The sequence below is a fragment of the Microbispora sp. NBRC 16548 genome (assembly GCF_030268985.1).
In the GTDB taxonomy this organism is placed as follows: domain Bacteria; phylum Actinomycetota; class Actinomycetes; order Streptosporangiales; family Streptosporangiaceae; genus Microbispora; species Microbispora catharanthi.
In genome coordinates, this window is sequence record NZ_BSSF01000002.1 from 601523 (window position 1) to 619167 (window position 17645).

13 protein-coding genes are annotated in these 17645 nt (G+C 70.7%); 5 read left to right on the forward strand and 8 right to left on the reverse strand.

Annotated features, from left to right (window positions below):
• Positions 1 to 14: 14 nt before the first annotated feature.
• Positions 15 to 1844 carry a substrate-binding and VWA domain-containing protein gene (locus QSK36_RS07180; protein ID WP_285781755.1) on the reverse strand — a complete coding sequence of 610 codons (1830 nt, stop codon included), beginning with the start codon at positions 1842 to 1844 and terminating at the stop codon, positions 15 to 17.
• Positions 1845 to 2011: 167 nt separating this feature from the next.
• Between QSK36_RS07180 and QSK36_RS07185 the strand changes: the two genes are divergently transcribed.
• On the forward strand, positions 2012 to 2905 hold the full coding sequence (locus QSK36_RS07185) for an RpnC/YadD family protein (RefSeq protein ID WP_183534920.1): 894 nt from the start codon (positions 2012 to 2014) through the stop codon (positions 2903 to 2905).
• 84 nt (positions 2906 to 2989) lie between these two features.
• Here QSK36_RS07185 and QSK36_RS07190 read toward each other — a convergent pair whose 3' ends face one another.
• From QSK36_RS07190 to QSK36_RS07200, 3 genes are read right to left on the reverse strand one after another with little or no spacing between them, the layout of a single operon-like run.
• Positions 2990 to 3592 (reverse strand): TetR/AcrR family transcriptional regulator, encoded by a 603-nt coding sequence (locus QSK36_RS07190; RefSeq protein ID WP_183535881.1) that lies wholly within the window; start codon positions 3590 to 3592, stop codon positions 2990 to 2992.
• A gap of 8 nt (positions 3593 to 3600) precedes the next feature.
• Entirely contained in the window at positions 3601 to 5949 is a 2349-nt protein-coding gene (locus QSK36_RS07195) for a YhgE/Pip family protein (RefSeq protein WP_285781756.1), read from the reverse strand.
• Positions 5946 to 6761, reverse strand: a complete 816-nt coding sequence (locus QSK36_RS07200; RefSeq protein WP_285781757.1) for an ABC transporter ATP-binding protein — start codon at positions 6759 to 6761, stop codon at positions 5946 to 5948. Before QSK36_RS07200 ends, QSK36_RS07195 begins: the two co-directional genes overlap by 4 nt.
• 383 nt (positions 6762 to 7144) lie before the next feature.
• Between QSK36_RS07200 and QSK36_RS07205 the strand changes: the two genes are divergently transcribed.
• A complete protein-coding gene (locus tag QSK36_RS07205) occupies positions 7145 to 8422 on the forward strand; it encodes a pectate lyase (RefSeq protein ID WP_285781758.1) in 1278 nt (425 codons plus the stop codon).
• Positions 8423 to 8534: 112 nt separating this feature from the next.
• Here QSK36_RS07205 and QSK36_RS07210 read toward each other — a convergent pair whose 3' ends face one another.
• Complete coding sequence (locus QSK36_RS07210) at positions 8535 to 9887, reverse strand: M20/M25/M40 family metallo-hydrolase (protein WP_285781759.1); 1353 nt, start codon at positions 9885 to 9887, stop codon at positions 8535 to 8537.
• A gap of 242 nt (positions 9888 to 10129) precedes the next feature.
• Between QSK36_RS07210 and QSK36_RS07215 the strand changes: the two genes are divergently transcribed.
• Both QSK36_RS07215 and ald read left to right on the forward strand, forming a co-directional pair.
• On the forward strand, positions 10130 to 11512 hold the full coding sequence (locus tag QSK36_RS07215; RefSeq protein WP_183534926.1) for an aspartate aminotransferase family protein: 1383 nt from the start codon (positions 10130 to 10132) through the stop codon (positions 11510 to 11512).
• 67 nt (positions 11513 to 11579) lie between these two features.
• Entirely contained in the window at positions 11580 to 12695 is a 1116-nt protein-coding gene (gene ald / locus QSK36_RS07220) for an alanine dehydrogenase (protein WP_183534928.1), read from the forward strand.
• 16 nt (positions 12696 to 12711) lie between these two features.
• Here ald and QSK36_RS07225 read toward each other — a convergent pair whose 3' ends face one another.
• Genes QSK36_RS07225 through QSK36_RS07235 form a run of 3 tightly spaced genes read right to left on the reverse strand, consistent with a single transcriptional unit; the run spans position 12712 to position 15571 of the window.
• Complete coding sequence (locus QSK36_RS07225; protein ID WP_285781760.1) at positions 12712 to 14238, reverse strand: tetratricopeptide repeat protein; 1527 nt, start codon at positions 14236 to 14238, stop codon at positions 12712 to 12714.
• A 59-nt stretch (positions 14239 to 14297) separates the two neighbouring features.
• Positions 14298 to 15368, reverse strand: coding sequence for an urease accessory protein UreH domain-containing protein (locus QSK36_RS07230; protein WP_285781761.1), 1071 nt, complete (start codon positions 15366 to 15368; stop codon positions 14298 to 14300).
• 2 nt (positions 15369 to 15370) lie between these two features.
• A complete protein-coding gene (locus QSK36_RS07235) occupies positions 15371 to 15571 on the reverse strand; it encodes a hypothetical protein (RefSeq protein WP_143737724.1) in 201 nt (66 codons plus the stop codon).
• A gap of 257 nt (positions 15572 to 15828) precedes the next feature.
• Between QSK36_RS07235 and QSK36_RS07240 the strand changes: the two genes are divergently transcribed.
• On the forward strand, positions 15829 to 17643 hold the full coding sequence (locus QSK36_RS07240) for an ABC transporter substrate-binding protein (protein ID WP_183534933.1): 1815 nt from the start codon (positions 15829 to 15831) through the stop codon (positions 17641 to 17643).
• Positions 17644 to 17645 lie beyond the last annotated feature (2 nt).

Sequence of the window (17645 nt, forward strand, 5' to 3'; positions counted from 1 at the left end):
GACGGTGGGGTCGATCAGAAGTTGGAGATGACGGCGGTGAACACCTCGTCGATGCTTCCCGGCTTGCGCGAATCGTAGGCCGCCGCGTCCGTGGTCTGCGAGATGCGCCGCAGGACGTCGAGGTCGGCGTCGCCGCCGTACGCGATGGTGAACATCCGCACGGTCTCCTGCCCGGCCTCCTTACGCAGGTCGGGCAGCAGGTTCTCGAGCGAGATGGAGTGGTTGTCCTCGTTCTTGCCGTCCGTCAGGAACACGACCGCGTTGATCGCGTCGCCGCTCTGGTGCCGCATCACGTACTGGTACGACGCGAGGGCCGTGTCGTACAACCCCGTGCCGCCGTTGGGGATCAGGCCGCTGATGCGGCTCTTGAGCCGCGACTGGTTGCCCCTGCCCAGGGGGACGAGCTCGCGGTAGTCCTTGTCGCCGTCCTGCTTGAGGCTGAACAACCACAGGCCGACGCGGTCGTTGGGTCCGAACTGCGGCAGCGCGTTGATCGCGGCCTGCTTGGCGAGGTCGAGCTTGGTCTTGCCGGTGCCTGCGACGTCGGCGCCCATCGAGCCGGAGACGTCCATCACCATCAGCACGTTGGCGGGCTTGCGCAGCTCGGCCCAGCTCTTGAGGATCCGGTCCAGCACCTGCGGAGTCGGGGTGCTGAGCGTGGTCGCCGGCTGTTTGGGGTCGAGGCCGTTGGCGGTCGTGATGAGGTCGCCCGGCTTGCTGTCGAACGACCGGAAGGCGTACTTCTCGAACTCCCGCTGCCGATCGGGCTCCCGCAGGTACTTCAGGAAGTCCGCCGCCGCGGCCTTCTTCGCGGCGTCCGCCCAGGACAGCACGGCGTACGGGTGGTCGGAGAAGAGCGTGCCCTCCTTGGGGTAGATCGCCACCAGCGGCACCTTCGGCTTGGCGTGGTCGCCGAGTGTCTTGGGATCGCCCGTCGGGTTGCCCTGGTTGTAGTCCCACACCGACTTCTCCTCCACCGTCACGGCGGAGATGTATGACATGGCCGTTCCCGAGTCGTCGGCGTGCTGGAGGTTGGACAGGAAGGTCAGAGTCGTGTCGCCGTAGTGGACGATGGACCGCTCGACCCCCTTCACGAAGTCACGCGTCTTCGCCGCGGCGACGTCCCGTTCCGTCAGGTCGCCCGACAACCCGGTGGCCGCGAAATACGCTCCGACGGTCGCGTTGAGACCGGAAGTGGAGAAGTTCGGGTTCGTCTTGCCGAGGCGGAACTTGCCCCACTCCGGGTGGTCGTACTTCGCCCAGCCCTTGGGGTCGTTGGCGAGGTCCAGGATCTCCGACCAGCCGATCTTCTTGGACGGCCAGCCGAGCGCCTGGGCCATCGGCTTGGGCATCGCGATGACCAGCGGAGACGTGGCGATCGTCGGGTTGTCCGCGGCCACCGGCGACGCCTGGTCGCCGCCCTCGCCGCGCTGCCGCAGGAGGGTGACCCAGCCGGTGCTCGCTGGCGTCCAGACGTCCGGCTTCGGGCCGTCCTGCCGCTCGTCCCAGCCGCGCGCCAGGGCCTGCATCGCCCCACCGGACGCCTTGGAGTTCACGACCACGTCCACGCACTGCCCGTCCACCTTGTGGCCGTTGTAGTCGTTGGCCATCGTGCGCAGCAGTTCGGCCTTCTCACTCGAGGCGGCGATGGTCAGCGTGATCCCGTCGTCGCCGCAGGCGCGTCTGCTCGCGTTCCCGCCCTCGTCGTCACCGGCGTTCCCGCCGCCGCCCGAGGCCCCGCCGAACAGCAACTTCAGCCCGACGATGAGCGCTCCCGCGAAGATGACCGCGATGACGAACGGAGCCACGCTGCGGCGGCGCTTCTGCTGCGGTGGGGGGTACACGGTCTCCTCCATTGTCACGGGATACCTGCATTTATCCCGACGAACGGCGGATCACGTTAGTTGCCGATCATCTCGTCCTGCTAACGCCCCAGCCCCGTTCCCGCGCCCATCCACAGAGCTTGGTAATTCTCGGTAATGACTCGAACACTTTGAGTAATGTCTCCCGCGTGCCGAAGTTCATCCATCAGCAGACCGTCGACTTCTTCCACAACCAGCCCATCGCCGCCGTGGCGCTGTTACGTGAGGTCGGCGGCATCGAGCTGCCCCGGTTCGCCAGGGCCACGGCAGAGGCGGTGGACGCCACGCAACTTACCTCCGTGGAGTACCGCGCGGACGCGGTCGTGGTGCTCCGAGACGGGTCGGGAACGGCCCGCCTGGCGGTGATCGTCGAGGTGCAGTTGCGTCGTGACGCGAAGAAGCGCTTCAGCTGGCCTGTGTACGCCGCCGCGCTGCGGGCCCGGCTGCAGTGTGACACCGCCCTGCTGGTGATCTGCATGAACCGGGCGGTGGGCCGCTGGTGCGAGCAGCCCATCTCCATGGGGCCGAGCGGGACCGTCACCCCGGTGGCGATTCATTCGGACCGCCTGCCTCTGGTCACCGACCCGGACGAGGCGCGCAGGCACCCCGAGCTGGCCGTGTTGTCGGTGGCCATGAACGGCGACCACCCCGACATCGACAAGGCGATGGAGGTCATGCTGGAGGGCCTGAACGAGCTGGACCGGAAGGGCGCCCAGCTATATTTGAGTTACGTGTTCGGTCTGGTACCCACAGTAGTGGGTGAGCGCCTGAAGGAGCTTCTGATGACAGCGTCAGCCGACTACGAGAAGGTGATCGGCGCCCGCTACTTCTCCGAGTGGGTGAACAAGGGTCTGGAACAGGGTCTGGAACAGGGCCGCGCGGAGGGCGAGATCGAGGCGATCCTCACCGTGCTCGACGCCCGTGGGCTGGACATTCCCGCCGAAGCACGTGAGCGGATCAGCCGATGCTCCGACCTGCATCTACTGGAGAAGTGGATTCGCCGGGCGGTGACGGTGACGTCGGTGGACGAACTCTTCGTCTGAGGCCGCGCACTTCCCGACGACGCCGGCGACGAGTCTCGGCTCGAGCGGGAGTCGTCGCCGGGAAGGCCGGTCATCGAGGGGCGGTCAGGGCGAGATGCGGCGGTGGACGAGCTCGGCCAGGGTCGCGTGCACGTCCTCGACCGGCTGGTCGGGGCGCAGCGCGCGACGCTCGATGGCGACGGTGAGCACCATGCCGAAGACGGCCGTGGCGGCGGTGCCGGTGTCGAGGCCGGGGCGCAGTTCCCCGGCCTCCACGGCGTTCGCGAGAACCCGCTCGTACACCGCGAGCACGCTCGTACGCAGCCTCAGGACGGCGTCCTGCCAGGCCGCCCGCCACATCTCGGCCAGCAGCACCCGGGCGAACGGCCCGTACTCGTCGAAGAAGCGGAGCTGGGCGAGCATGAGCGCGTCGAGCACGGCGACCGGCGAGGCGGCGGGGCCGCGCGCGGCCTCGGCCAGGGCGTCGGCGAGCCGCTCGATCCCGTGGTCGAGCAGGCCGGCGAACAGCGCCTCCTTGCTGCCGAAGTTGTAGAAGACGGTGCCCTTGGCCACCCCCGCACGTTCGGCGATCGCGTCGACGGTCGTGGCGGCGAAGCCCTGCTCGGCGATGAGGTCGGCCGCGGCCCGGTAGAGCCGCTGCCGCGTCTCGGCCCGCCTGCCGCTCTGCTCCTTCGCCGGACCGTCCACGGGGCGGCTCACAGGGAGAGCTCCGGCTTGAGGCGGCGCATCGACCACGTACGGCCGCGGTGGACGGCGAGCACGGTGAGGGCGAGACCGAGGGCGACGAACGCGGACAGCACGCCGCAAGCCTGCCACACCACGGCGGTGTCGCCACCGCTGATGAGGCGGCGCATCGCCGACACCACCCAGCTCATCGGCAGCCACGGCGAGATGGCCTGGAAGAACCCGGGGGAGGTCTCGATCGGATAGGTGCCCGCCGACGAGGTGAGCTGGAGCATGAGCAGTGCCAGCACCGCCACCCGTCCGGGCGGCCCGAGCAGCGCGTTGACCGCCTGCACGACGGCGAGGAACGCCGCTGTGACCAGCACGAGGAAGGCCACCACGCCCGGCCAGTTCGCCGCCTCCAGCCCCAGGCCGAAGCGCAGCACGGCGAGCAGCACCGCCACCTGGAGCGCCCCCATCGCGAGCCCGGGCAGCCAGCCCGCGAGGGCCGTGCGCCACGCCGGCGCCGACCCGGCGAGCAGGCGCGGGTTGAGCGGCCGCAGCAGCATGTACGTCACCATCGCGCCGACCCACAACGCGAGCGGCACGAAGAACGGCGCGAACCCGGTCCCGTAGTTGGGCACCTCGTTGTCCACCTCGGTGGCGAGCCGGACGGGGTCGCTCATCATGTCCGTACGGCTGTCGCGCTCCTGCGTGCCGTAGTCGGGGATCCGGGCGGCCCCGTCGCCGAGCTTGCCGGCCAGTTCGCCCGAGCCGTCGGTCAGCTTGACCAGCCCGGAGTCGAGCTTGCCGGCTCCCCGCTGCAGCTTGCCGATGCCGTTGTCGAGCTTGCCCGCACCGGAGGCGAGCGTGGCGAGCCCGGTGTTGAGACTGCTCGCTCCGTTGTCGAGCCTGGCCAGGCCGGTGGACAGGCTCCGCGCGCCGCTGTTCAGCGTGGCGAGACCGCGCGACAGCGAGGACGCCCCGCTCAGCGCCTTGCCCGTGCCGTCGTTGAGGACGGACGCTCCGTCGGCCAGTTGCCTGAGCCCCTTGTCGAGCTGGTTGAACTTGTCGCGGGCGTCGTCCAGCGCGCTGCCGAGGCCGGGCGCGGCGGCGGCCAGCTCACGGGCGTCGTCCGCCACCGCCCGTGCCGTGCCGGCGAGGCCGTCGAGCCGGCCCGTTTGGGCCCCGAGGCGGTTCTGCAGCCGTCCGGCGGCCGACGCGAGGTCGCCTGCCGACCCGGCGGCCCGCTCGACCAGCGCGCGCAGCTCGGGGTCGGCGTCGGGATGGGCGCTCAGCCAGCGCTGGACCGCGCGCAGGTCATGCCTGGCCGTGCCCGCCGATCCCTGCACCTCCCGGGGCAGGCCGTCGAGCGCGTCGGCGAAGCCGTCGGCGCCCTCCGCGAGGGTGAGCGCGGCCTGCCGGATGCGGTCGCCGTTCTTCTCCAGCACGGGGACGTACTTGTCGGCCGCTCGGTTGACGGTGGGAGACAGGGTGTGGACCTGGCGGTAGACCTCGCGGTTGCCCTCGGCCAGTTTGGCCGCCCCCTTGTCGAGCGCGGCCAGGCCCTTGCGAAGGTCGGCCGCGCCCGTGGCCGCCTTCGACAGGCCGGCGGACAGGGAGGCCGAGCCGGTCCTGGCCTGGTGCAGCCCGCTCGTCAGCCGCTTCGATCCGCCGTACAGGGCGTCCGCTCCGGACGACAGCTTGCCGGTCGCGTCCTGCGCGGACCCGAGCCCCTTGGCCAGCGAGGCGGCACCGTCGCTCGCGGCGGCGGCTCCGTCGTGCAACCGGTCGGCGCCGTCGGCCGCCTGGGAGGTCTTGTCGTGCAGTTCGCCGAAGGACAGGAAGATCTGGTCCAGGTAGTCCCTGACCGCGCTCCGCCCGGCCGCCTCCTTGACCTCGCGGAACACGGCGTCCGAGATCGTCCGCATGATGTAGCTGCGCCCGGTGTCCACCCGTACGCCGAGTTGGGCCGGGCGCGTCGTGCCGTCACCGGAGGGGGAGGCGAGGTCGGCGCTGAAGTCGGCCGGGATCGTGAGCGACAGGTAGTAGCGGCCATCGCGGACACCCCTGTCGGCCTCGGCCGCGTCGACCCGGTGCCAGGCGAAGACCTTGCGCTGCTCCAGTTCGGAGGCGAGTTCGCGGCCCGCGTCCACCGTGCTCGGCGGGCCTCCTGCGGCGCCGGCGGCGGTGGCGGGACGGTCCTCCACGACGAGGGCCACCGGTACGCGGTTCAGGTTCGCCTGGGGATCCCAGAACGACCACAGGTAGAGCCCGGCGTACAGCAAAGGCAGCATGATCACGGCGACCAGAGCGGCTCTGGTGAGCCGCGAGCGCATGAACCTGCGCAGTTCGAGCCGGCCGGGGATGGGGACCCTCATCGACGTTCTCCTTCCTCCGCCTCATCGCCGCGCGCCACGCCGATGTCGTCCGCCGCGACGGGCGGTGGGGGAGGCGGCGGGGGAGCGGGGACGGGCAGCGGCAGCAGCGTGGTGGCCGCGCCGGTCGCCTCCTCGGCGTCGGTGCACGCCGCGACGACGGTGAGCCCCTGGTCGGCGAGGCCGCGCAGGATGTCCCACAGCTCGTGCCGCCTGCACGCGGGGATGCCGGTGTCGGCGTCGTCCACGAGGAGCAGGCCCGGCTGGTCGAGCAGGGCGAGGGCGACGCCCAGCCGCACCGCCTGGTCCCGGGTGAGCTCCCTGGTCAGGGTCCGGTCGCCGTGCGGCAGTTCGTCCGGGTCGAGGCCGGCGCGGGCGAGCGCCGACCGCGCGGCGTCCGGGTGCCGCCTGCGCCACAGGAACCCGTGCGGGCGCAGCCGCTCCTGCAGGTGCTCCCGTACGGTCAGGGCGTCGTCGAACGGGTTCACCTCGGTGAAGAGCCCGAGGGCGGCGATCTGCCTGATCCTGTGGGGCGTCGCCAGGCCGCCGACGGTGAGCGTCCCCTCGGTGGGCTTCATCCGCCCCGCGAGAGTGAGCAGCAGGCTCGTACGCCCGCTGCCCGCCTCGCCCGTGACGACGGTGAGCGTCCCGGGAGCCGCGTGCAGCGAGACGTGCCGGTAGACCCAGCCGTGACCACCCCGCACGCCCAGTTCCCGCGCCTCCACCTCGACGCCGCCGAACACGCCGCCGCCGGACGGCCCGGCGGGAGCTCCGGCTGAGGGGGTGACGTCCCCGGCGGTCCGCCCGGCATCCACGTCTGTGCTCCATTCTTTTGCACTGACCAGTCGGTACAAAAGCGTAGCGCCGAGAGCTTCCCGCCCTATGCCCGTCATGGTGTGATTTCACCGACATGAGGCGAGGACGAGCGGACGCTTCCCTGGCATGTCCGTGTTTCATGAAAATTTCACCGGCGGACGCCGGATGCATCGGCTCTCACCTGCCCGAATCGGCGGGTGCCCGGACGGGGTCGTCAACTGGCCGACACAGGCCATTGACCCGAGTTCCCGAGGTCCGTAATTTTGGCCGTGTTCCGGTTCATGGATTTTGTTCACATCTATGAATTCCCCCCGCGGGACCAGAAGTGGCGCCGGCCACCGCCTCGGTCAGGGGTCCTGCACGACCTGCGAGGAGCTCGGCTTTGAGAAGGAGTACCAGAACCGGAGTCGGAGTGATCGGCGCCGTCGTCGGGGTCGCCGCCCTGGTCGGCGGCGTCTTCGCCGGCGTCTCCAACGCGGCGCCGAGCGCGGGCGCCTACCGGATCGTGAACGGCGCCAGCGGCCTGTGCCTCACCGTTCCGGGCAGCAGCGGCTCGGACGGCGTGCAGCTCACGGTCGCCGGCTGCAACGGCGCGAGCGACCAGACCTGGAACCTGTCGGCCCAGGGCAGCGGCTTCCGCCTGGCCGCCGGCAACAGCGGCAAGTGCGCCGGCGTCGCCGGAGCCTCCACCTCCGCGGGCAAGGCCGTCCAGCAGGAGTCGTGCACCGGCGCCTCGTCGCAGACCTGGGAGCTCACCGCCTCGGGGTCGAACTACCGCGTCGTCAACGCCAACAGCGACAAGTGCCTCAACACCAAGGACAACTCCACCTCCTCGGGCGCACTGGTGCAGCAGAACTCCTGCGACTCGGTGTCCACCAAGCAGTGGACCCTCCAGCCCGCCGGTTCCCAGCCGTCGTCCACGCCCACCGTCACGCCGACGAAGAGCCCGACCACCAACCCGACGCCGCCGTCGGGCTGGCCCAGCCCGAACGGCTCGCAGGCGGTCACCAGCACGATCAGCGTCTCCGGCACCATGGACGGCGGCCTGAAGCGCTACTACGCCAGCGGCGACATGGGCGACGGCGGGCAGAGCGAGAGCCAGGACCCGATCTTCGAGCTGGCCAACGGCGCGACGCTCAAGAACGTCGTCATCGGTTCGCCCGGCGCCGACGGCATCCACTGCCTGGGTAGCTGCACCCTGCAGAACGTCTGGTGGGAGGACGTCGGCGAGGACGCCGCGACCCTGCTGGGCAGCTCGTCGTCGCAGGTCATGACCATCGACGGCGGCGGCGCCAAGAGCGCATCCGACAAGGTGTTCCAGCACAACGGCCCCGGCACCATGGTCATCAAGAACTTCCAGGTGGACAACTTCGGGAAGCTCTACCGTGCCTGCGGCAACTGCACGAACTCCTACCAGCGGCACGTCCAGATGTCGAACATCGTGGCGACCTACCCCGGCAAGGCGCTCGCGGGCATCAACACCAACTGGGGCGACACCGCGCGCTTCTCGAACATCACGATCAAGAACGACCCCGACCACAAGATGATCGTGTGCCTGAAGTACAAGGGCGTGCCGAAGGGCAGCGAGCCGACCGAGATCGGTAGCGGCGCCGACGGGACGAACTGCATTTACAGCTCCTCCGACATCCACTACCAGTAAGCGCACCGGCCGGTCCCGAGATCCTCGGGGCCACGTGTGACGGCGGTGCGAGAAAGACGGAAGGCCCGGTGGTCCCCCCAGCCACCGGGCCTTCCCGCTTGCACGATCGGCGTCAGGCCGCGCCGTGCCAGCCGCCGTAGTCGGCGAGGAACAGAGCCTCGGTCGTGATGGTGCGGCGCAGCTCCTCCAGCACCACCCGCTCGTTGGGGGCGTGGATCGAGGCGCCGTCGTCCTCGGCGCCGTACAGCAGGATCTCGGCCTTGGGGAACTGCCGGGCGAGGGCCGCCACCAGCGGGATCGAGCCGCCCTGGCCGACCTGGCGCGGCGTCCGGCCGAAGGCGCGCTCCAGCGCCCGCTCCGCGGCGTTCATCGCAGGGCCGCCCGGCTCGATCTGGAAGCCCGAGCCGCTGACGAAGTCGCCGAAGGAGACCTTGACCCCCCACGGGGCGACCTTCTCCAGGAAGGCCGTCACGTCGTTCAGCGCCTGCCTGGCGTCCCCGCTCGCGGGGATGCGGATCGTGACGCGGGCCCGGGCCACCGCCTGAACCGCGTTGATCGCGCCGGTCACCGTCGGCACGTCCAGCCCGGTCACCGTGATCGCGTACGACGCCCAGAGCCGGTCGGCGAGCGAGCCGTCGCCGACCAGCGACACGCCGTCGAGCACCCCGGCGAGCGCGCGGAACTCCTCATCGGCGAGCGCCGCGCCGGGGAAGGTCCCCGGTTCGAGCCCGGGCACCCGAACGTTGCCCTGGTCGTCGTGCAGGGCGGTCAGCATGCGCATGAGCGCGGCCAGCGCGTCGGGCGCGGCGCCGCCGAACGCGCCGCTGTGCACGGCCTCGGCCAGCGTGCGGACCTCCACGGTGAACGCGGCCATGCCGCGCAGCGACGTGGTGATCGCGGGGTCGCCCACCTCGGGGTTGCCCACGTCGGCGATGACCATGGCGTCGGCGCGCAGCAGGTCGGGGTTGGCCTCGACGAACGCCTCCAGGCGCTCGCCGGCGTACTCCTCCTGGCCCTCGATGATGACCTTCACACCGACCGGGAACCGGCCGTTGAAGGCGCGCAGCGCGGCCACGTGGGTGATGACGCCGCTCTTGTCGTCGGCCGCACCCCGGCCGTACATGATGCCGTCGGCGACCGTGGGCTCGAACGGCGGAGTGCGCCAGAGGGCGAGGTCGCCGGAGGGCTGCACGTCGTAGTGCGCGTAGAGCAGCACGGTCGGGGCCCCGTCGGGGGCGGGCGCCTCGGCGAACACGGCGGGGAAGCTGCCCTCGATGGGTATCTGCCGGACGTGCGGGAGGCCGGCGGCGCGCAGCAGCCGCTCCACGAGCGCCGCGGCCTCCAGGACCGGGGCCTCGGAGTGGCCGGGGAACGCGACGGACGGGATGGCGACCAGGCGCCTGAGGTCCTCGACCGTCTGCGGCATGCCCTCCTCGACGGCGCGCTCGATCTCCTCTGGTGTCACGACGTTCTCCCGGATGTACGCGGATCTTCCCGGCTGGTGGACCCCATTTGACCACAGGTCCGGCGGACCCATCTCCCAGGCCTGGACGGCCTCAATCTACCGTGACGGATTTCGTTGCCGTTACATGTCGATGTCACGGAATCCGAACTTCTTTCACAGTGACGCCACGTAATCACTTGGCAAAACGCGGAAGTGGCATGCACACTGTCCAACAGCGACGGATCACCTGAGGGAAGGTTGCGATGACGCGCCCCGACGTTCTCAAGGCCGCACACGACAATCTCTGGATGCACTTCACGCGCCACTCCTCCTATGAGGGAGGGGAGGTGCCCATGATCGTGCGCGGCGAGGGCGCCTACATCTACGACATCCACGGCAAGCGGTACCTCGACGGGCTGGCCGGACTGTTCGTGGTCCAGGTCGGCCACGGCCGCGCCGAACTGGCCGAGGCCGCCGCCAAGCAGGCCCAGGAGCTCGCGTTCTTCCCCCTGTGGTCGTACGCGCACCCGAAGGCCGCCGAGCTCGCCGCGCGACTCGCGGAGCTCACCCCCGGCGACCTCAACCGCGTCTTCTTCACCACCGGCGGCGGCGAGGCCGTCGAGTCGGCCTGGAAGCTGGCCAAGCAGTACTACAAGCTCAAGGGCAAGCCGCTGAAGACCAAGGTCGTCAGCCGGTCCATCGCCTACCACGGCACCCCGCAGGGCGCGCTGTCGATCACTGGCATCCCGGCGCTCAAGCAGGTCTTCGAGCCGCTGGTGCCCGGCGCGATCAAGGCCCCCAACACGAACCTCTACCGCGCCGACGAGATCTCCGGCTTCCCCGGCCTGGAGAAGGACCCCGAGGCGTTCGGCCGCTGGGCCGCCGACCAGATCGGCAAGGCCATCGAGATGGAGGGCCCGGACACCGTGGCCGCCGTCTTCGTCGAGCCGGTGCAGAACGCCGGCGGCTGCTTCCCGCCGCCCCCCGGATACTTCCAGCGCCTGCGCGAGATCTGCGACGCCCACGACGTGCTGCTCGTATCGGACGAGGTCATCTGCGCCTTCGGCCGGCTGGGCACGATGTTCGGCGGCCAGAAGTTCGACTACGTGCCGGACATCATCACCTGTGCGAAGGGCCTGACCAGCGGTTACTCGCCCATCGGCGCCATGATCGCCTCGGAGCGGCTGTTCGAGCCGTTCAAGCACGGCAACGAGACCTTCGCGCACGGCTACACCTTCGGCGGCCACCCGGTGTCGGCCGCCGTCGCCCTGGCCAACCTCGACATCTTCGAGAGTGAGGGTCTGCTCGAGCACGTCACGGCCAACGAGCCGGTGTTCAAGGCGACCCTCGACCGGCTGCGGGACCTGCCGATCGTCGGCGACGTCCGCGGCTCGGGCTACTTCTACGGAATCGAGCTGGTCAAGGACAAGTCCACCAAGCAGACGTTCAACGAGGAGGAGTCGGAGCGCCTGCTGCGCGGCTTCCTCTCGAAGGCGCTGTTCGACGCCGGCCTGTACTGCCGGGCGGACGACCGTGGGGACCCGGTCGTGCAGCTCGCCCCGCCGCTGATCTGCGGCCCCAAGGAGTTCGACGAGATCGAGTCGATCCTCCGTTCGGTGCTCACCGAGGCGTGGGCCCGCCTGTAGACCATGGAGCTCGTGCGGCCGGGTAGGGGGCGACCGTGACGAGTGACCGCTTGAAAGGACACAACTCATGAAGATCGGCGTGCCCGCCGAGGTCAAGAACCACGAATACCGCGTCGCCGCCACCCCGGCCGGCGTCCACGAGCTCGTCCGTCACGGCCACGAGGTCAGCGTCCAGCGCGGCGCCGGGCTCGGCTCCCACATCACCGACGAGGAGTACCTCGCGGCCGGCGCCAAGCTGGTCGAGGGCGCCGACGAGGTGTGGGCCGAGTCCGAGATGATCCTCAAGGTCAAGGAGCCGATCGCGGAGGAGTACCACCGGCTCCGCGCGGACCAGATCCTGTTCACCTACCTCCACCTGGCCGCCTCCCGGCCCTGCACCGACGCGCTGCTCGCCGCCGGCACCACCGCCATCGCGTACGAGACCGTCCAGGTCGGCAACGGCCTGCCGCTGCTGGCCCCGATGTCGGAGGTCGCCGGGCGGCTGGCGCCCCAGGTCGGCGCGTACAACCTGATGCGTTTCAACGGCGGCCGCGGCGTGCTCCCCGGCGGGGTGCCCGGCGTGGCCCCCGCCAAGGTCGTCGTGATCGGCGGCGGCGTCTCCGGCCTGAACGCGGCGCAGATCGCCGTCGGCATGGGCGCCGACGTGACGATCCTCGACGTCAACATCGACCGGCTGCGCTTCATCGACGCGATCTACCAGGGCCGGCTGAAGACGCTGGTCTCCACGTCGTACGCGATCGAGCGGGCCGTGATCGAGGCCGACCTGGTCATCGGCGCCGTGCTCATCCCGGGCGCCAAGGCCCCGACGCTCGTGTCCAACGAGCTGGTCTCCCGCATGAAGCCGGGCTCCGTGCTCGTCGACATCGCGATCGACCAGGGCGGCTGCTTCGAGGACTCCCGCCCGACCACGCACGACGAGCCGACGTTCCGCGTGCACGAGTCGGTGTTCTACTGCGTGGCGAACATGCCGGGCTCGGTGGCCAACACCTCCACCTACGCCCTGACCAACGCGACCCTGCCCTACGCCGTGAAGCTCGCAGACAAGGGCTGGAAGGACGCGCTGCGCGGCGACGAGGCGCTCGGCCTGGGCCTCAACACCCACGCCGGCGTGCTCACCAACGAGCCGGTCGCGGCGGCCCACGACCTGCGGTACACGCCGGTCGCGGAGATCCTCGCCGCCTGACCGCAGACGTGGGGGATCAGCGCAGGCCGAGGCGTCTGCGCAGATCCCTCGCGGTGCCGAGCACGTGCTCGACCTCGGCAGGGGTGGGCCACGGGGCCGTGCCCGGCCGCAGCAGGGTCGCGCGCACCAGGCCGAGGTGCTCGATCGCGGCCCGGTGCAGCCCGCTCGCCCTGGCGAGCCACCCCACGGTGTCCGCCGGGCCCACCTCGTTCCCGGCGGGTAACGCGCCGCTGGGGACGTCGGCGCTCGACAGGCCTCCGGCGGCGAGATTTCCGGTGACCGTATTCCCTGTCACCAGATCTCCTGTGACCACGCCCCCTGTGACCACGCCTCCTGTGACCAGATCCCACGTGCCGAGGATCTCGACCAGGTCCGCGGGCTCCGCCGCCGGGTCGCCGCGCCTGCGCGCCGCCGCCACGGCGAGTTCCGCGCGCGCGGCCTGCTCGGGTTCCGCGGGCCGGCTCCAGTACGGCGCGGCCGGGTCGAGCAGGCATTCCTCGGCCTCGGGCGACGCGCCCAGCAGGGGCAGCAGCGTCCGCAGCTCGACTATGGCGCCGTGGTGCCCGCGTTCGGCCGCCCGCCTGAACCAGTGGCGCCCGCCTTTCAGGTCGTTGTGCTCCGCGACGAGCAGCAGCCCGAACCGGAAGGCGGCCTCGGGGTCGTCGGCCGCGGCCCGTCCGTACCAGTGGGCGGTCGCCGCCTTGTCGTCCATCCGGGCACAGACGAGGCCGGCCATCCGCCGCGCGTCCGGCCGCCCGGTCTTCGCCGCCCGTTCGAAGCAGGCGCGCGCCGTGGGCAGGTCGCCCCGGCACAGCGCCATGTCGCCGAGCCGGAAGGCCGCGCCGGGGTGGTCGGCGCGGGCGGCGAGCCGGTAGAAGGCCTCGGCGCCCTTCTCGTCGCGGGCCGCGTGCAGGAGCAGGGCCATGTGATAGGCGGCCTCCGCGTGGCCGCCGCGCGCCGCGTACTCCCACCAGTGCAGCGCCTCGGCCTCGTCGCCCGCGGCGTAGCCCAGAAAGCCCAGGTCGTGAGCCGAGCGCAGGTCGCCGTCCACGGCCGCCCTGAAGTGCCAGCGCCGGGCGCCCATGCCGTCGCCCTGGTCCTCGCACAGCAGGGCCAGCCGCCGGGCCGCGTGGCGGGAGCCGTCCTCGGCCGCCCGCTCGAACCACGTGCGCGCTCCGTCGGTGTCGCCGCGCCGCTCCAGCAGCAGCGAGGCCAGGTTCGTCGCCGCGTCGGTGTCGCCGGTGGCCGCCGCCAGCTCGAACCAGCCGATGGCCTCCTCGGTCGTCCCGTGCGTGCGGTGCCACAGCCCCAGGTTGTAGGCGCTGTCGACGTTGCCCGCCCGCGCCGCCCGTTCCCACCAGTGCCGGGCGCCCAGTCGGTCGTCGCGCTCCGCGCACAGCCGGCCCAGCCGGTGCGCCGCGTCGCGGTCGCCGTCGCGGGCCCTGTCGACCAGGTTCGCCTCGGCCGGGTCCAGGGGTTCAGGGGTACGCGGGACCGGTATCCCGGGCCACGCGGTCGCCTCCGTCGCTCCCACTAGTGTCATGGGAGACAGGGTGACACGTAACCGAGTCGTCACGGAGGGTTATTGGTAAGACCTTGGCATCAAGGGACGCGCTCGAACCTGACGAAGCCCACGTACATTCCCATCCCGCAGGCGTAGCGCAGCCGTCCCTCCGGATGGGCGGCGAGCCGCACCACGCGCTCGCCCGTCACGGGGAGCACGACGTCGCGGTCGTCGATGGCGAGCGTGCGCGTGCAGCCCCGGTTGTCGTCGGTCCTGAAGGCGATTTCGACGGGCCGGCCGGCGACGGCGACGGCGATGCCGGGCCGGAAACCCTCCGGGGTCGCCCAGATGGTGAGCCGCTGGACGCCGTCCGCTCCGGTGAGGGCGCGTCCCGCGGCGGCGGCGGGAGAGCCGAACTGTGGCAGCGAGAAGTCCGGCGACCAGCCGCCGAGCCGCAGACCGGAGCCGACGGTGAAGAGCCCGGCGGCCAGAGCCGCGATCCCCGCCAGGGCGGCCAGCCTGGTCGAGGCGAGCGTGCGCAGCAGCAGTCCCAGGGCGGCGAAGGCGGGCGCCGTGCCGAGGGCGAGCCCCGCGAGCGCGGCCGCGCCTCCGAGCGCCGACCCCGAAGAGACGGCCACGATCTCCATGCCGATCGTGACGCCGCAGGGTACGAAGATCGTGGTCATGCCCAGTGCCGCCGCCCGCACGAGAGCCGGGGAGCGGGCACCGGTCCCGCGGGCCGCGCTATCCGGTGGCGCCCAATCCTGTCCGTGCCCGCCGTCCGGGCACGGGCATCCGCTCGGGTCGCGGCTTGCCGAGGCGGGCTCCTTCCTCACCGGCGTGCAGCCCGCCTCGCGGCGCCGGCGGAGCATCCGTACGGCGAGGACGACCACCGCGGTTCCGGCGGCGACGAGCAGCGCGGCGCGGGTGCGGGGGCCGACCTGGACGACCGCGCCCGCCAGTCCGAGCAGCGCCCCGAGGGCGGTGTGGGCGGCGAGCCTGCCGGTCAGGAACGCGACCACCGGCGGAAGGCCGCGCGGCGGGCCGTGCCGGTTGCCGGAGGGGGAGACGAGGCCGATGAGGAGACCGCCCTGGACCGCGGCGCACGACGCTGTGCCCGCGGCCAGGCCGGCGGCGAGGCCCCCGGCGAACAGGGCGGCCGGGTTCACGGTCAGCCGGTGAGCGCGAGGTCGTCCAGCGCGCCGGTCTTCGCCGCCTCCACGAGCGAGCCGAGCTGGTCGAGGCTCATCTCCACCTTCTGGCCGAAGTCGTCGGTGATGACGACCTGACGCTCTGCCGGGGCGGAGGCGTCCACGAACAGCTCGGGGCAGCCGCAGCTGCAGTTGCCACAGAATCGGGCGATGGACTTCACGCCAGTCCTCCTCGTACGGCGGGGCCTTTTGCTCGCAACGTAATGTGATCGCACGGAGGCGACCAGTAACAGTTCGCTGACCGGCCGGAGAGAAGACCGCCACTCCCGGTGGGCGATCACGGCGCTCGGTTTCGCCGTGATCGGAATGAAGGAAAGTTGCAGAACCCTCACGAGTTTTGCAGATTATTGACCTACGCTTGGGCCGCCGCATAAGGTCCGGACAAGATCCGCATCAGCACAACCCCCCGGAGCGGTCAATGAAACGTCTGACAGCGGTCGCGGCGTTGCTCAGCCTCGCGGCCGTCGCGGCATGCAGCGGCGGCGGCACGAACGGGAACTCCACAGGCGGCGGTGGCGGCGTCTACACCACGGTCGATATCAACAAACCGTCGCTCGACGTCAACGCGCCGATCAACCCGTGGAACCCCAAGGGCAACGCGTTCTGGGGCTACAACGCGATGAGGATCGCCTGGGCGAAGAACACCCTCACCGACCCGAACCAGTTCTACCCGGGCATCGCGGCGAGCTGGGACATCGCGCCGGACAACTCCTCCATCACCCTCCACCTGCAGCCGGGCAACAAGTGGTCCGACGGGAAGCCCGTCACCGCCGAGGACGTGAAGTTCTCCATCGCGCTGGCCTACACCCAGGGCAGCACCGCCTTCGCGGTCGACCCCGGCGCGGCCGGCGCCGCCTCGGACATCGAAGTCGTCGACGACAAGACCATCAAGATCACCCAGGACATGAAGAACCCCAGCGTCACGTTCGTACGCGGGGTCATGGACGCCTTCGTGGTGCCCCAGCACGTGTGGCAGAGCGTCGTCCCCGCCGACTTCTGGGACACGCTCAAGGCCGCCCGCGGCGACGGCCCGGAGGCGGAGGCGGCGCGCGGGCAGGTCAAGGCGCTGTCGGATAAGGTGCTCGCGTTCGCCCCGGCCCAGGACGTGTCGGCCGGGCCGTTCGTCCTCAAGCGGATGAACCCCGGCGAGGCGCTGCTGGTGAAGAACAAGAACTTCTACAACGCCGCCAACGTCGCGCCCGACCAGCTCAAGCTGCTCAACACCACCGGGAACGAGCAGATCTGGAACTACCTGACCTCCGGCAAGCTCGACAACGCCCCGTTCACCGCGGTGCCCGCCGACGTGATGACGCGTATCAAGGCGACGCCCGGCAACCAGGTCATCAAGGGCTACTCCCCGGTGGCGGTCTCGCTGGCGTTCAACCAGGCCAAGAAGCCGTACGACAACGTGCACGTGCGGCGCGGGCTGGCCTACCTGATCAACCGTGAGGAGGTCACGCAGATCGCCTCTCCGGAGGGCGGCACGGCGGCCGTGACCACCTCGGGCATCCATCAGAAGGCCGCCAGGGAATGGCTCGGCGCCGAACTCGACGCGCTGGAGCCGTACAAGCTGGACCCGGCGACGGCGGACAAGGAGTTCACGGAGGCCGGCCTCCAGAAGAAGGACGGCAAGTGGACGCTGGCCGACGGCAAGCCGTGGAAGGTGACCATCCACATCCCTGCGCCGTTCTCCGACTGGGTCTCCGCGGCCAAGGCCATCACCAGCCAGCTCACCACGGCCGGCGTGGACGCGGAGGTGGTCACCACCGCCGACTACCCGCTCTATCTGTCTGAGCTCGCCGAGGGCAAGTACGACCTCGGCTTCTGGCTCATCGCGCTCGGCCCCGCGCCGTACAACATCTTCCAGCGCCTGTACGGCACCTCCAACGGCTGGAACATCCTCGGCGGCAAGGTCAAGCACTCGGCTGCCGGCAAGGACGGCAACTGGATGGGCGGCCCCGAGACGATCGACGTCGAGGGCGTCGGCGCGGTCAACCCCGGCGAGCTGACCGCCCAGCTCAACAGCGTCAGCGGCGACGAGCAGAAGGCCGTCATCGCCAAGCTCGCCAAGGCGGCCAACCAGGACCTGCCGGTGATCCAGCTCTGGGACTACGTGAACACCCAGTTCGTCAACACCAACCGCTTCACCGGCTTCCCCGAAGACGACAGCGACCTGCTGCGCCAGCCCTCCGGCGTCTGGATCCAGCTCGGCATGATCAAGAAGAAGCAGTAGTC